Source organism: Streptomyces sp. NBC_00271 (assembly GCF_036178845.1).
Lineage (GTDB): Bacteria > Actinomycetota > Actinomycetes > Streptomycetales > Streptomycetaceae > Streptomyces.
Window position 1 is genome coordinate 169,578 of the sequence record NZ_CP108070.1, and the last position, 15,277, is coordinate 184,854.

The 15,277-nt window shown below is 70.0% G+C and carries 7 protein-coding genes and 5 pseudogenes; 6 read left to right on the forward strand and 6 right to left on the reverse strand.

Annotated features, from left to right (window positions below; all coding sequences use genetic code 11):
• The first annotated feature begins 26 nt into the window (after window positions 1–26).
• The 3 genes and pseudogenes from OG798_RS00905 (at window position 27) to OG798_RS00915 (ending at window position 3,684) form a co-directional block, all read left to right on the forward strand.
• On the forward strand, window positions 27–2,120 hold the full coding sequence (locus OG798_RS00905; protein WP_328755877.1) for an NACHT domain-containing protein: 2,094 nt from the start codon (window positions 27–29) through the stop codon (window positions 2,118–2,120).
• 327 nt (window positions 2,121–2,447) lie between these two features.
• A pseudogene (locus OG798_RS00910) lies at window positions 2,448–2,911 on the forward strand (CGNR zinc finger domain-containing protein).
• 290 nt (window positions 2,912–3,201) lie between these two features.
• Complete coding sequence (locus OG798_RS00915) at window positions 3,202–3,684, forward strand: transposase family protein (RefSeq protein ID WP_328755879.1); 483 nt, start codon at window positions 3,202–3,204, stop codon at window positions 3,682–3,684.
• A gap of 245 nt (window positions 3,685–3,929) precedes the next feature.
• Here the strand turns inward: OG798_RS00915 and tnpA are convergent.
• Window positions 3,930–4,359 (reverse strand): annotated as a pseudogene (tnpA, locus tag OG798_RS00920) (IS200/IS605 family transposase).
• Between the two features lie 85 nt (window positions 4,360–4,444).
• Here tnpA and OG798_RS00925 point away from each other — a divergent pair.
• Window positions 4,445–5,413: pseudogene (locus OG798_RS00925) on the forward strand (RNA-guided endonuclease InsQ/TnpB family protein); the annotation flags it as partial.
• Between the two features lie 33 nt (window positions 5,414–5,446).
• On the opposite strand, the gene OG798_RS00930 reads toward OG798_RS00925, so the two are convergent.
• Complete coding sequence (locus OG798_RS00930) at window positions 5,447–6,673, reverse strand: IS110 family transposase (protein ID WP_328755881.1); 1,227 nt, start codon at window positions 6,671–6,673, stop codon at window positions 5,447–5,449.
• Between the two features lie 585 nt (window positions 6,674–7,258).
• Between OG798_RS00930 and OG798_RS00935 the strand changes: the two are divergent.
• Window positions 7,259–7,468: pseudogene (locus tag OG798_RS00935) on the forward strand (zinc ribbon domain-containing protein); the annotation flags it as partial.
• Window positions 7,469–7,503: 35 nt separating this feature from the next.
• On the opposite strand, the pseudogene OG798_RS00940 reads toward OG798_RS00935, so the two are convergent.
• The 3 genes and pseudogenes from OG798_RS00940 to OG798_RS00950 all read right to left on the reverse strand — a co-directional run.
• Window positions 7,504–8,055, reverse strand: a pseudogene (locus tag OG798_RS00940) (isocitrate lyase/phosphoenolpyruvate mutase family protein); the annotation flags it as partial.
• Window positions 8,056–8,703: 648 nt separating this feature from the next.
• On the reverse strand, window positions 8,704–10,206 hold the full coding sequence (locus tag OG798_RS00945) for a metallophosphoesterase family protein (RefSeq protein ID WP_121413789.1): 1,503 nt from the start codon (window positions 10,204–10,206) through the stop codon (window positions 8,704–8,706).
• Window positions 10,207–10,355: 149 nt separating this feature from the next.
• A complete protein-coding gene (locus OG798_RS00950) occupies window positions 10,356–12,185 on the reverse strand; it encodes a collagenase (protein ID WP_328755882.1) in 1,830 nt (609 codons plus the stop codon).
• 438 nt (window positions 12,186–12,623) lie between these two features.
• On the opposite strand from OG798_RS00950, the gene OG798_RS00955 reads away from it, so the two are divergent.
• Window positions 12,624–14,057: an aminopeptidase P family protein gene (locus OG798_RS00955; RefSeq protein ID WP_328755883.1), complete on the forward strand. Its 1,434-nt coding sequence runs from the start codon at window positions 12,624–12,626 to the stop codon at window positions 14,055–14,057.
• A 38-nt stretch (window positions 14,058–14,095) separates the two neighbouring features.
• On the opposite strand, the gene OG798_RS00960 is transcribed toward OG798_RS00955, so the two are convergent.
• Window positions 14,096–15,055: a LysR family transcriptional regulator gene (locus OG798_RS00960; protein WP_328755884.1), complete on the reverse strand. Its 960-nt coding sequence runs from the start codon at window positions 15,053–15,055 to the stop codon at window positions 14,096–14,098.
• Between the last annotated feature and the right edge of the window lie 222 nt (window positions 15,056–15,277).

A 15,277-nucleotide genomic window follows, 5' to 3' on the forward strand; every position in this document is an offset into this window, starting at 1 on the left:
CGTGCCCGGCGGGTATGCAGCAAGGCATGGCGGGATTCGGGGGACGACGGGAACGGGAGCGGCGCCGGGTGGGGGTCGCGCTCGCTGCGCTCCTGCTGATGGCCAGTGCCGGATACGCGGTGTCCCAGTTGGTGCGCGGTGGGCTCGGTCCGGCTGACACCGCCGGGCTGCTGGGGCTGCCGCTCGGGGCGGCCGGACTGGTGGCCGCGGTGGCTGCGCTGCGGCGCCCCTGGCAGGGCACGGACGCCGAACTGGTACGGCAGTGGGCGGCGACGCTGGCCGTCCAGGTGCAGGAGAGCGAGCGCAAACTGCGGCACCAGTTGCTCGGCGGCGACACCCGGCGCATCGACCTGCGCTACACCCTGCGCGCGGTGCCGGGGCGCGCGGCCGAGGCCCCCGTGGCGGGACGCACCTTCCGCGGCATCGGCGCCCCCGGCCCGGACTGTGACCCGGCCCCCGACATCGCCGGGTTCTTCCAGACCACCCGGCCCCGGCGACTGGTCATCGCGGGAGTACCCGGCTCCGGCAAGACGGTGCTGGCCCTGGAGCTCGTGCTGGCCCTGGCTTCCGACCGGGCCGACGGCGACCCGGTGCCCGTGCGTATCCCCATGGCTCAGTGGGACACGGCCCACACGCTGCCCGAACTGCTGGTGGACCACCTCACCCAGGCCCTCGACTGGCCCCGGGAGATGGCGGAGGGGCTGGTGGCCCACGGCATGGTGCTGCCGGTCCTCGACGGCCTGGACGAGATGGATCCGCCGCGAGCCGACGGCTCACCGGACCCGGACGCCCGCCGGGCACGAGCCGCCGTACAGCACCTCAACGCCCACCAGCAGGGCCTGAACGCAGGCCCGCTCGTCCTCACCAGCCGGATCGCGAACTACGACGCGCTCCTCGCGCACGAGCCGCTGATCGACTCCGCGCTGGTAGTCATCTCGCCCGTGGCGTCCGCACCCGCGCTGACCTATCTGCGCGACCGCTGCCACGACCCGGCCCGCTGGCGGACCCTGCTGGACCACCTCGCCGCCCACCCCTTCGGCGTGCACGCCCAGGCGTTGTCGACCCCCTGGCGGCTCGGGCTGACCGCCACCGTCTACCGCTACCACGGCGACCCGGCGGACCTGCTTGTGCTGCACGACATCGACGCGCTCGACCGGCACCTGCTGGCCCGCTACATTCCGGCCGCCGTGGAACCGGCGGCCGGCGCCCCGGGCCCGCCCCGCTACCGGCCGGCACAGGTCCACCGGTGGCTGCATCACCTCGCCGGGCACCTGGCGGGAACCGGCGCCACCGCGTACCCGACCACCGACATCACTGTGCACGGCCTGTGGCCGCTGGCCGGGCCCCGCACGGTGCGCGTGGCGGACGCGCTGCTGACGTTCTGCCTGATCAGCGCCGTCCTGCCCGGCGCCTGGCTCACCCCTCTGGTCGGCGAGGTGGCGTCCAGCGTGCTGGCCTTGGCCGGGGCGTCCAGCCTGGCCGCCGCTCTCGCCCCCAGCCCCAGCAGACTGGACTGGCAAAAGCGGCACGTTCCCGGCCTGCGGGGCCGCTTCGTGGTGGGTCTCGTCGTCAACCCTGTCCTCGCCACCGTCGTCGGCATCGCCACCGGGCTGGCGCTCGGCGCGGCCCTTGTGGCGGCAGGACATGCCTCGGCCGCGCTTGCCGCCGGGACGGTCGTGAGCTGGGTGGCCGGGCTGGGCGCCGGCTTCCGGTTCAGCATGGCGGCCGGCCTGCGCGGGGCGCCCACGACCGCCGTCAGCCCTCCCATCGCGCTGCGCGACGACACCGTGTACGGGCTCATCTACGCGGTTTCCACCGGACTGTTCGGCGGGCTGGCGGTCGGCGGCACGGTGGCCCTGCTCCTGGATCCGAGCACGGGTCTGGTCATCGGGGCGGCCACCGCGGTCGCCTCCGGCCAGGCCTCGGGCCTCAGCGCCGCGCGCCGCTACCTGGTTTTTCTGCTGTGCTCGCGCCGGCGGCTGCCCTTCCGGCTGGGCCGCTTCTTGGACTGGGCCTGTTCCGCGGGCCTCATGCGCTACTCCGGTCCCGCCTACCAGTTCCGGCACGCCGAACTACAGCACTGGCTCGCGGCGCATCCGGCTTCCGGGGTTCTGCCTTGAGGGCGCATCGGAACTCCCGAGGACGTCGCCCAGGCCGTCGTCCTCGCCCTGACCAACACCTTCATGACCGGTGTCACCCTTCCTGTTGACGGCGGGCAGCCCCTCGTTCAGCCATGCCCGGCGTCATAGGCGGCCGGCCCGTCAGGCCGCCGTATGGACGACTGGCAGACCACGGCGCCGGAGATCTGCCAGGAACTGGGAGACCAGGGCGTCGGAGGGTGTCGACGTCGTCGCGACGACGCCGCGGTGTATCCGGGGTTCGAAACGTCGCACCACTCCGGCGGGACGGGCAGTCAGTGCGGATGCGGGCTCCTCAACACCACGCCGGTGGTGGGCGGGGTCGTCCAGGACCAGCTGGCAGATCCGGAATCGGCCAGGCCCTGGCAGCGGGTTCACGGCGGCAGCGGCACCCCGGACGAGCACCGACACCTCCTGCAGGCGCGCGATGCCCTGCAGAGCGTGGTGTGCGCGCTACCCGGCCGGCCGCGTCGCTCGCCCCGCTCCTCAAGGACGTCACCTCCCACCCGCACCTCTCCCCCACCGGGGTGTCCTGGGAGATCGACGCCCCGCAAGAGCGCCGGATGGCGGTGGAGGCCGTCCTGGCCTGGAGCACACTGCAGGAGACGATGCCCGGCCGCCTGCGGCCGTGTGCCAACCCGGAATGCCGGCGGTTCCTCCTCGACCGCAGCAAGGCCAACAAGGCCCGCTGGTGCTCGATGGCCGTCTGCGGCAACAGGATGAAGGCCAGGCGCCACTACCAGCGCACCCGCGACGACGGCGCCGCCGAGTAACGAGTCAGCACGCGGTAGCGGCGGCTGGACCGTGACATGACGGTGGCCGCGACGGGTTGGTGATGTTGTGACGCATTACCGGGCCCGTGCGGCCTTGTCCCATCGCGCCTCCTGCGGCCTTGACCGTGCACATCTCGGCGTTTAGATCGATGAGTTGACCAGCGCGTGGATGGCCCGGTGCGAGTCCGAGCTGCGCGAGCGTCGCGGCGGAGAACGCAAGCGGGCCGCCGGAGCCGGGCCGAACCACAAGCTGGTCTTCACTACAGCTGCCACACGCAGCACTGACCGAGTTGTACGGGGTCACCCGGCCCACCGTCACCCGCGCCATCCACGAGATCGGCCGCTACTGGCCGCCCGCGGCTTCGCTGCCCCCCGGTCGGCCCGGCATCCGGCTGCACACGCCGGCCCACTACGTCCTCGCCTCCGCCCGGGCCGAAGGCGTCGAGCTTCGTATCGACGGCACCCAGACGCAGGTCCGACGTCCCAAGGCCGACCGACCCGGCCGCAAGGTGTTCGTCTCCGGCAAGAAGAAGCAGCACACCGCCAAGACCACCACCGTCAGTGACGGTTCGGGGCGCCTGCTGTGGCCCGGGGCCGACCGGCCCGGCCGGATGCACGACCAGGCCGCGCTGCGCACCGAAGGCATCGCCGAGCAGCTGCGGACACCTCCGCAGGTCACTGTGATGGTCGACGAGGGCCACCGGGGTCTGGCCAACGACTTCCCCGAACCCACCAGCCGACCGCCACGCAAGCACACCGTTCCTGGGCAGTGAGCAGGAGTGAGTCCCGGCTCGCCGGTACGCCCCGAACGGTCCTTGGGCGCATTGGTCCTCCGCTTTCGCGTCCCGGGGCCGGCAACGCATGTTCTGTATGCGCTCCGTCCCAGGCGGGCGGAATCCCTACGGCTTGGCCATCCCTTGCTCTTCGCAGGGAATCCCGGCCTTGAGGCCGGGCGGGAATGCGGTCCTCGGTCTGGAGGCGCGAAGTGCCGGGGTTCTCTGCGTCTGTGTGGTGACGGTCAGGCTGGCCGCTTCTGGCTGTCGATGTAGTCCTTGACGATGCTCAGTGGTGCGCCGCCGCAGGAGCCCGCGAAGTAGGACGGGGACCAGAACACCGAGCCCGTGCCGATTCGGTTCATCCGGCCGGTGTACTCCGCGCGCAGGTAGCGGGAGCTGACGCCCTTGAGGGAGTTGACGAGTTTGGACAGGGCGATTTTCGGCGGGTAGTGGACGAGCAGGTGGACGTGGTCGCCTTCGCCGTTGAACTCCCGCAGCTGTGCGCCGAAGCTCTCGCACACGTCCCGCGTGATCGTCTCGCAGCGCGTCAGCATCTCGCTGTTGGAGATCTCACGCCGGTACTTGGTGACGAACCACCAAGTGTGCATGGAGGTTGTGGATGACCTGGTTTCCCCGACGGATATCGGGATCTGGTTCCCAGCGTGATGACATACGCCAAATGTGCAAATGTATTAGGATTGGGTGAAATCGACGGGAGGGGGCGGGTGTTGGGGTGATACGTGCGTACAAGTTCCTCATGCGGCCCACCGTCCGGCAGGGTCAGGCGCTGTCCGAGATGCTGCGGGATCACTGCTCCCTCTACAACGGGGCGTTGCAGGAACGCCGTGACGCCTACCGGCATGTCTCGAAGACGAGCGTCAGATACGGGATGCAGTCCGCGCAGCTCAAGGACATCCGGGCGTTCGACCCGGAGCGTCAGGGCCGCTGGTCGTTCTCCTCCCAGCAGGCCACCTTGCGCCGCCTCGACAAGGCGATGCAGGCGTTTTTCCGCCGGGTCAAGTCCGGTGAGACGCCCGGCTATCCGCGTTTCCGCGGGGTGACCTGGTTCGACACGGTGGAGTTCCCCAAGGACGGGGACGGCTGCCGGTGGGACTCCACCCCGCACGACCCCGTTACCCGCGTCCGCTTCCAGGGCGTCGGCCACGTCAGGGTCCACCAGCACCGCGCCGTGGCCGGGCGGGTCAAGACCGTGTCGGTCAAGCGGGAGGGCCGTAAGTGGTTCGTCGTGCTCACCACCGAGCAGGACCAGCCCGAACCGCTGCCCGCGACCGGCAGCGTGGTCGGCATCGACCTGGGCATCGCGAACTTCCTCGCCGACTCGAACGGCGGGTTCGTGCCCAACCCGCGCCACGGCCGCCGAGCAGCCCAGAAGCTCCAGGCAGCGCAGCAGGAACTGTCCCGGTTCCCGCGCCGCAAGGCGAAGGACCGCACCGCCAACCACCAGCGCGCGGTGGAGAAGGTCGCCCGGCTCCACGGCAAGGTGCGCCGCCAGCGGCTCGACCACGCACACAAGACCGCGCTCGGTCTGGTCCGCGCACATGACGTCATCGCGCACGAAGACCTCAAGATCCGCAACATGAGCAGGGCCCCCGCACCGAAGCCCGACCCCGGCCGGCCGGGCACCTTCCTGCCCAACGGGGCCGCCGCGAAGGCCGGGCTCAACACGTCGATCAACGATGCCGGATGGGGGGTGTTCCTGACGATCCTGCACGCCAAGACACCTCACGGAGCTAAGTCGTCAAGCAGCTTCGAGAAGTTGTGTGGGGAAGGCGAGGTTCTCGTCGAACAGGATGTGCTTCTGGAGGCAGTGGTAGAGCTGGCCGATCATCTTGTTGAAGAGGTTTCTCTGAGCGGCGGCGTGCCAGTCCCCGGCCTCGCGGCGGCGGTCGTAGTGGGCCTTTGCGCCCGGTGAGTGGGTCAGTGAGGCGAAGGCCCACAGGTAGCCGGTGTGGTTGAGCCGGTCGTTCTTCACCCAGCGTCTGGTGATGCTGGACTTCTTGCCGGACGCCCTGGTGATGGGGGACGCACCGGCGTAGGCCTTCATTCCGCGGGCAGTGGCGAAGCGGGCGTGGTCGTCCCCGATCTCAGCGAGGATCCGGGCGCCGAGCTGGGTGCCGAGCCCGGGGAGGCTCAGGATGATCTCGGCGTCCGGATGCTGAGGGAAAACCTCTTCAACCGCCTCGGCGAGCTGGTCGGCGGCCGTGCAGGCGGCTTCGAGCTGCCGCAGCAGAGCGAGCATCTGCTTGCCGAGCGCGTCCTCGACCAGTAGCGGCTGGTGCGCGTATTCGGCCCGCAGGACCTCGCGGATGCGCTCGGCGTCGGCATCGATCCGGCGCTGGCGGCCGGCGCGCTTGAGCGCCGAGCGCAGTTGCGCGAGCGACAGCCGGGCCGCCCGCGAGGGCGTGGGGGCGAGTTCCAGCAGGACGCGGGTCTCAGGGCGGCAGAGACCGTTCTGCCAGTGCAGGTAGGCGTCGAGGGCGGCGGGGAAGTACTCGCGCAGGAGCGAGCGGAGCTGGTTGGCGAGCTGCTGCCGGTTCCAAACGGCGTCCTGCTGGGCGCGGGCGAGGACGGCGATGGCGCGGGCGAGATCGCTGTCCTGGGGCAATGGCCGGTGGGCGTGCATATCGGTGCGGAGGATGTTCGCCAGGACGAGGGCGTCGCCGGGGTCGGACTTCTTCCGTGTGACCGCGTGGCGGTCGCGGTAGCGTGCGGCGGCCATCGGGTTGATGGCGTAGACCTGGCGCTTCCCGGTGCGCAGGACCGCGACGAGCAGACCGCGGGAGGTCTCGATGGCGACCGGGATCGGGTTGTCCTCGGTGTCGCCGTGCTCGGCGAGCAGATCCAGCAGGATCTTGTAGCCGGTCGCGTCGTCTGTGATGTGGCGCTTGGCCAGGAGCGTGCCGTCGTCGTCGACCAGGGCGACGTCGTGCGTCTTCTCGGCCCAGTCGATGCCGCAGTAGATCAACTTTCCCTCCTCGAAGTGCGGGTGTTTGCGCTGGTCACGAGCGCATGCGGGGCCACGCAGCGACCTAATTCCAGGCCTCGATCAAGGAACGGGCCGACACCTCACAAGCCGTTCGTGGCACCAGCTCACCGCACGGGCCCCGGTCTGTTCCCAGAGCTCAGACGGCTCGGGGAATGCAAGAGATCACCGTGCGACGGGCTCGCACCACCAACTCCAACGAGTGATCAAGCAAACAGTGTTGACGCCGCTGGTGGCCGTGAAGGCGCCGAACGCCGCCGATCTTGGCGGAGACATGATGGCCGGGCTGAAAGAAGGCGTGCGTCCGGAGCCCACACAACCGCCAGCAGCGTCAGTGCTGGGTGGGTGGCGGCCACGAGAGCACCGGATGGCGCCGCTCTCTGGGAAGGCATCTTGGCCGTGACGTTGAGAGGTATCCACCGGCACTCACGAGACCACCACCCGCCAGCTGGGTTGCGCAGCCGTGCTCGTCGCAGACCTGCGGCCCGGCGGGGTGCAAGCGTCACAACCCGTTCGAACCACCTCACCGACCGGCGAGGGCCGGTGAGCTGGTTACACGGGAATTAGGCTGAAAGCGCCGGACGGGAAGTGATCGCCGTGGACCCCCGCAACACCTCCCGCACCTGCCCCGCATGCGGGCACACCGCGAAGGAGAACCGGCCCACACAGGAGAAATTCCACTGCGTCGCCTGCGGCCACCACGCGCACGCCGACACAGTGGCAGCCACCAACGTTCTACGGGCCGGGCTGGCCCGTCGCAACGCCAACCCGGCATAGCGAGAAGCCCCGTCCTTCAGGACGGGGAGGAGTCACTCCACGCTGCGTACTCCGTCGACCAGCACCACGACCGCGTCGGTCGCGGCCAGTTTCTCGGCCCGGTGCAGGATGTCGTTCTCGTCGGTGGCGTCCGTACGGGCCACCACCAGGTCCTGCCGGGTCGCCAGTACCATCTCCAGCTTGGCGAGGTACTCGGACAGCGGCAGCACCTGCTTGCCGTCGGCGTGCCCGCACCGGCGCGGGCGCTTCTGGTCCTCCAGGATCACCCCCGACGCCCCGATCCGCTCCAGTCCCTCCACGACATGGCAGGCGACCTCAGGGTCGACGTATCGGTCGTCGATGTCCACCAGGAGGTGGTGGCGCGGGAATGCGCCCCGCAGCCGCTGGACGAACGCCACCATGTCCGGCCAGGCGATGAAGCCGATGTCCGGCAGCCCGTAGTACGAGGCCGCGAAACCGAAGCCGGAGACGAACATCCCGTCGTAGTGCTCGGCCGCGCTCGACGCCGAGTACATGTCATACACGCCGATCAGCGGAGTGGTCTCCGGCCCGGCGATCTGTTCCCTCAGCTTCTTCCCGTAGGTCAACGTCCGGTTCCTCTCGTGGGGTTGGACACGTCGCGCGGAGAGGGCCGTCGCAACACGACTGCCCTTTGCCAGAACAAGAGGATCCCTATAGCGACGGACTCTCTCCTTGGAAGGGCTTTGCTCACCTCAATGGCGCAAGCAGTTCACCGGCGAAACGTCACTGGTCCTCCGTCCGGGCCGCCCGGTTGATCCCGCCGTGCGGACGGGCGCGGAAGCCGGGGTGCGCGCAGGCGGGCGGGGCGGGGCCGAGGGGGTGAACGAGACCCGGCCGAATGTCCTGTTCCTGGCACCAGACCAGCGGGGGGGGCGCCCGTGCCGCCACCGGGGTTCGGCGACTCGTCGGCGACGCTGTCGTCCGGCTGCCCGGGAGGTCTCCTGGCGGCGCTGCGGTCCCCGGCGTTCAAAAAAGCAGCCCCGCCTCCGGGAGACCGGAGGCGAGGCTGTGTGGAGCGCCGGGCAGGCCTTGCACCTGCATCTCCCCGCAGGAAGCGGGGCGTCTTTCCTTGGACCACCAACGCGAGGCCGGCCGCCGGAAGTTCGGCGGCTTGCTCAAGATCAATGATAGCGCAGTCCCAGCGTCCCGGATCACACGGCGGCGCAGGAACCGGACCGGCTGCCTGGCGGGGCAGCGTCCGGGTTCTCGGGTGTTCAGGTCAGGGGAATGGTGACTTCGTCCTCGACCGGTGGGTCGAGTTCCTGCGCGCGGTTTCCGGTGGCCGCGAAGCAGCGCAGCCGGACCGCCTCCGGGGTGACGTCCAGGCGCAGGAAGCACTTGAAGAAGGGCGGGCTGTAGGTCGCCGAGCCCGGTGAGAAGAGCTGGGTGTAGATCTTCCGTACGGGCAGGCGGAAGCGCGAGGTGCGGTCGGGGCGGCCGCCCGCGCCCAGCAGGTTCGCGATGAGACGGGTGCGCCGGGTGACGCGGGCGGGCGGGCCCTGGGTGCGGGTCGGCGGGATGCCGAGGCGCTCGGCGACGACGGCTGTCGCCTCGGCCTCGGTGAGGGTGAACAGGCGGCGCAGGCGGAGCCGGTGTCCGTAGAGCCTGCTGTAGAAGGCGAGGGAGTCGCCGCGCAGCGGGTAGCAGCGGAACTCCTGCTCGGTGACGTTCGCGACACAGACGCGGGGGATGGTGTGGGTGGCGTGCATGAAGGCTCCGCCGCCGCCCGACACCACGTACTGGATGGTGCGGCCGTCGACCTGCACCGGGTAGCGCTGGTAGTTGTGGATGTCGCCGCCTATGGCCGCGAGGTAGCGGTGGTCCGGGTCGCGGACGAGGTCGTCGACGGTGCCGCCGCCTTCGATGGGGCAAGGGTGGTGTTCGCCGTCCACGTACAGGGGCGAGCCGGTGACGAGGATCTTGGGGAGGGGGCCCTTGGACACCTCGCGCAGCCATGCGCCCTGTTCGGCGTCGATGGTTCCCAGCAGTCCCGTGTCGATGCCTATGATCCGCACCGGACCGGCGTCGATGGCCCAGTACGGGCCCGGCTGGACGGCCTGTTGGGCCGGTGAGGAGCGCAACTTGCGTGCTTCGGTGAGGTGTTGTCCGTCGGCCGGGTGCGGCCGGTGCCACAGCAGTGACCGCAGCCAGGCCCGTGAGAGGGGGCGCGGCGCGGGCTGTGGGGCGAGTGGCGGGGCGTCGTCGCAGAAGACGCGCATGAAGCCGCCGAGGTCTTCGTACCAGTCGTGGTTGCCGGGTATCGCGTATATGGGTGCCTGGTAGTCCTGGTAGGGGCGGAAGAACTTCGTGCCGTAGTCGTCCGTCCGGCCGACGGGGTAGATCACGTCGCTGGCGATGACGGCGAATTTCGTTTCCTGACTGGCTTTCAGGAAGCCGGGGACGACGGCGTATTGGGGATCGTCGCCCTCGCCGGTGTCTCCGATGACCATGAAGGAGAAGTGGTCCGGGTCGTCGCGCCGGATCACCTTGGTGGCGGGTGCTCCGGCGGCCGTCCGCTGTGCCACCCAGCGGCTGCGGGTGCGGCCCGTGGGATCCCCGAACCAGGAGGCCAGTACGCCGTTGCGTGCGGCCCACAGGGTCTTCGGGTTGAGCCATGAGAGCTTGTCGACCTGGTGCGGCATGAGGTGCTTGTACTCGCCGTGTTCCAGGGTTCCCCAGCCGGCGCCTTCGGCGGTATCGCGTGAAGAGTCAGACACCGGTGAACCGTAGCAACGATCACGGACGGGCCGGGGAAGGGGTGCGTGGCGACGCTGCCGTCTCACCCCGCCGCCTTGTCGGGCCGCGGGGTGACAGGGAGAGGCACGGGCAGGGGCAGGCGGCGGCCGGTTCGGCCGTCAGTGCTCGGTCAGCTGCTGCTCCCCCGGCAGGCGCCGGCCGCGCACGTGTCGAGCCAGGCGTCGAAGTCCGCGTCGTAACGGGTGCCGATGCCGGTGTTGTAGACCGCGTAGGCTCCGGCGTAGTCGCCGGTGCGGAACTTGGTGAGCATGGCCTGCACGTCGTCCGGGTGGTTCTCAAGCATGTAGCGGACGGCCAGGTAGCCCCAGGGGTAGGTGCGGGTCAGGTCGGAGTTGGCGTACGTGCTCTGCCACAGGGTGCTCAGGGCGTAGGTGTGCTTCCCGGCATCGAAGAGCGCCTCGGTGTCGGGCATGCCCCGGTAGCTGTACGAGACGTACTCGGCGAAGCCCTCGATCCACCAGATGTCCGGGACCGTCTGGCCCGCGGAGAAGTCGCCGTAGGTGTCGTAGCGGCCGTCGAGGTAGTGGGTGTACTCGTGGTTCAGGTTCCAGATGTCCGCCGGGAAGCCGTCGCCCACGCTCTTCACGTAGGCGACGAAGCGGGCCTGGTTGTCGGGGTCGGCGGGGTTGCCCTCCAGGTATTCGCCGCCGTTGTCGGTGCTGTTGCCGAAGATCCAGCCTGAGTAGGTCCGGTAGTCCCTGGGGCTCGCGAAGACGACGATCTGGATGGTGGTGTTGCGGTCGTCGGCGACCGGGCCGCTGTCTTTGACGATGCCGTGGAAGTAGGCGTCCTGTCCCTGCACGCTCTTGCAGGCCTCGGCGAGCGCCGGGCCGGTCAGGGACTGGGCCAGGAACGTGTGCCCGTCATCGCACCTGTAGGTGATGGGGAGTGCCGCCGCGGTGAGCTGGGACGTCAGGTCGCAGGTGTCGTAGTACGAGCATTGGGCCGCGTCGTGCGCGGAGGTCATCTCGGCGGCGCCGACCCACAGCGCAGCGGTCGGGCCGGTGATCGAGGAGGCGCCGAGCAGGCCCTTCACCATCGGCCGCACCTTGTCCTTGAGCCCGGCCGTGTCGAGGAAGCGTGCCGTCTCCGTTCCGGCGTTGGAGGCCATGAAGTACCAGGTCCCGCTCAGCATCGACAGGTGGTTCAGGGTGAACGAGTTCAGCGTGTCGATGATGCTCGGGTCGGCGGTGACCGCGCTGATGAACGCGGGGTTGAAGTGGCCGCGGAAGAGCGGGGTGAAGACGTCGTTGACGGCCGTGTCCATGCTCCAGTAGGCGTCGTAGGAGCTGTCGTAGGCGTTCAGCACTCGCTGGTACGTGTCCAGGTAGCGGGCCTGCTCGTTGGCGCTGTCCGTCAGGATGATGACGTCGCCCAGGATGTTGCCGTGTTCCGAACTGACGTCCATGAAGTGGGAGTTGGCGGTGAACGTGTCCAGTCCGCATTCGATGGCCGCGGCCAGGGTCGGGCCGTAGTCGCCGACGTCGGCCGAGTCGTTGTACTGCACGTAGTAGCCGGCGCGCAGGAACAGCACGAGCTGCCACACGTGGGTGGAGTTGTCGCCGGGGTACGTCTGCGACGCGTCCTGGAAGGCGCCTGCGACGGTCACCATCTGCGCCTCGCGGAACACGTTGCGGGCGTCGGTGCCGGTGATGCCGAACAGCGTATTGATGCAGTCGGTGGTCGAGTCCTTGATGTATGCGACCAGTTCGGATCCGGTGCGGGTGCCGAAGTCGGCCGGGGTGCACGACGCGGCCGCCGCATCTTTCGTGGCCTTGGGAGGCCGTACGGCCTTCGAGGATGAGGAGGTCTGCGGCAACTGCGGGCTGAGCGGCCGGACATGGGCGGCGGCCAGTCGCCCGCTCTGGACGTCTGCCTGCTCGGACGCAGCGGTGTTCGCGCCGAGCGGCGACAGCGCGCGCGGCTCGGGCCTGGTCACGGCGGGGGTTGTGGGAGCAGCTGTCGCGGCGGTCTTCGGTCCGGCTGCTGCGAGGGCCGGTGCGGCCGGCAGGCCTGCCATCAGGGCGCTGGCCGCCAGGCTGACGGCCAGGAATCTGGGCGCGAATCTGGACGTGAATCTGGACGGACTTCCGGGATGGAATCGGGGCAGGGCAGGTCGACGACGCATCAATGCTCCTTCGGGAGTGGGGGGTCGCTTCGAGCACGAGCGGCGAGGCGTGGGGGGAACGTCCCACCCACCGTGGCCAATGACAACGGACCGAGGGATACGACAATGGAGGGGCGGGCCATAACATCCGTGCCCGCAGAGGCAGTTGACGGTCCAGGCGGGACGCCGAGCAGGTCTTCGCCCCGTGTTATGCGTGCGGCGGGAAAACGGTATGGGGCGGGGCGGCCCCCTGCTCCCTACGATCCCGGCATGACGACGAAGAAGCCGCTCCACACCGGTTCGCACGACCTTCCGGTCTCCTCAGCGCTCGCCGAGTTCCTCATGGGGAACTGGGAGTCTTCGCCGCGAGCCGATCCGCCCCCGCAGTCGATCGCACCGTGGGCGGCCAAGCGGCGCGACCGGCTGTCCGCGCGCTTCCCCGGCGAACGGCTCGTCGTTCCCTCAGGCGTCCTCAAGGTGCGCAGCAACGACTGCGACTACCGGTTCCGGCCGCACACCGCGTTCTCGTACCTGACGGGTGGGACCGAGCCGGGCAGCGTCCTGATCCTCGAACCGACCGCCTCTGGTCACGAGGCGGTGCTGCACGTCCGTCCGCGATCCCCGCGCGACACCGGGGAGTTCTACCGCGACCGCCGCTACGGCGAGATCTGGGTCGGCCGCCGCGCCACCCTCGACGAGGCCTCCGCACTGCTCGGCGTGGCGACCCAGGGTCTCGACGACGTGCCCGCCCGGCTGAAGGGCGCGCGGCCGGCCCGCTTGCTGCGCGGCGTCGACCCGGAGATCGACGCGCTCCTCGACAGCACCGGCCGCGAAGAGGCCGACCTCGAATTCGCCTCGTTCCTGTCCGAGATGCGCCTGGTCAAGGACGAGTGGGAGGTCGAGCAGCTGCAGATCGCGGTGGACGCCACGGTGGCCGGATTCACCGACGTCGTGCGCGCACTGCCCGAGGCCGTCCGCCATCCGCGCGGCGAACGCTGGGTCGAGGGCGTCTTCGGCCTGCGCGCCCGCCTCGAGGGCAACGGCCTCGGCTACGAGACGATCGCCGCCGCCGGAGTGCACGCGTGCGTACTGCACTGGATCGCCAACGACGGTCCGGTCCGTCCCGGTGACCTGCTGCTGCTCGACGCCGGCGTCGAGTCGGACACGCTCTACACCGCCGACATCACGCGCACCCTTCCGGTGAGCGGCACCTTCACCGCCGCGCAGCGCGACCTCTACGACCTCGTGCTCGCCGCGCAGGACGCCGGTATCGCGGCGGTCCGGCCGGGCGCGCGTTTTCGTGACTTCCACCTCGCCGCGATGCGGGTCATCGCCGAGGGGCTGCACTCCTGGGGCCTGCTCCCGGTGACGCCGGACGAGGCCCTTGAGCCCGGGAGCGGTCTGTTCCGCCGCTACACGTGGTGCAGCAGCGGCCACATGCTGGGCATGGACGTCCACGACTGCGCCGCGGCCCGTGCCGAGCAGTACCTGGACGGCGTCCTGGAGGCGGGCCATGTCCTGACCGTCGAGCCGGGCCTGTATCTCCAGCCGGACGACCTGACGCTGCCGCCGGAGCTGCGCGGCGTCGGCGTGCGCATCGAGGACGATCTGGTCGTCACCCAGGACGGCGCCCGCCTCATGTCGTCGGCGCTGCCGCGCACCGCGTCGGCGATCGAGGCGTGGATGGGCGAGCTCCTGGCCTGACCCCGCGCCCCGGGGCGCGGGCGCCGCCGTAACCGGCCCTAGGAATAGGGCAGATGGAACGTCTGCGCCGCCCACGCCTGGAAGTGCGCCGACCGCGTGATGAGGTCGCGGTAGGACGCGTGCGCGGAGCTGAACAGTGTCTCCGTGATGTCCTCCGTGACCTGGTCGCGGCGCCATGCGAGCAGGTAGCGGGTCCACAGCGGTGTGCCGGTCAGCGGTTTGACGATCACGCCCTGGTCCGGCCGGGTCGTAGCCTGCACGATGGAGACGCCGAGTCCCTCGGCGATCATGTCCTGGAGCTGGAGCCGGTCACCGAGGTACTCGTGGACGGCCGCGGGCGTGAACCCGGCTGCCGCGCAGGCCGCGTAGAACACGCCCGGCCAGCCGGCACCGTCGTCGGGGGTCAGGAACCAGGCCTCGTCGGCGAGTTCGGCGAGGGGGACCTCCATGCGGTGCTTGAGCCGGTGACCGGCGGGCAGGGCTACGAAGGCGGGTTCGTTGACGATCTCGCGATGCGCCACGGCCGCGGAGTGCCGCAGCTCCATTCCGGGGTAGTCCGCGGCGATCGCGGCGTCCAGCTCGCCCTTCTCCAAGTGCTCGACTATCTCCGACGACGGGTAGACGCTGCTCACCGTCAGCGTGAGATCGGGCCTCCGGCTGCGTATACGGACGACCATGCCGGACAGGACGGGCGAGTTGGTCGCCGCAAGGCGCAGGACCCGGGGTGCTTTGACGCCGCCCGCCGCCGGACGGCGCCTGATGGCATCCGCACGGGCCAGAATGTCGCGCGCCTGGGTCAGGACCTCAAGGCCGTACTGGGTCGGTTCGACTCCCGACGCGGTACGCACGAACAAGTCCTCGCCGAAGAGGCGCTCGATCCGGCGCAGTTGGGTGCTCATCGCCGGCTGCGAGTACTTCAGGAGTGCCGCGGCGCGCCCCAGACTCCCGGCGTCGGCGATCGCACACAAGGTCCGCAGATGCCGAAGCTCCAGGTCCATCGTCCGGGCTCCTCGTCTCGACGCCCCTGCCGTCCGCGGTCACCGGGCGACTCTAGCGGTGGTTCGTCAGGGGGTCAGCAGGCGGAGGGTGGAGCCGGACACGTCGATGCCGGACGGACACACAGGCACGTGGAGGAGTTCGGCCGGCCGGGGGTGAACTGCGAGGCCGTCGTCGCCTGTCCGGGGACCCGCGTGTGCGGGGACTTCTGGTCCTCCGGTTCT

Bases quoted from the DNA above. Each gene is read 5' to 3' on its own strand.
- OG798_RS00905 (WP_328755877.1), top strand. From the start codon at position 27: ATGGCGGGATTCGGGGGACGACGGGAACGGGAGCGGCGCCGGGTGGGG.
- OG798_RS00955 (WP_328755883.1), top strand. From the start codon at position 12,624: ATGACGACGAAGAAGCCGCTCCACACCGGTTCGCACGACCTTCCGGTC.
- OG798_RS00960 (WP_328755884.1), bottom strand. From the start codon at position 15,055: ATGGACCTGGAGCTTCGGCATCTGCGGACCTTGTGTGCGATCGCCGAC.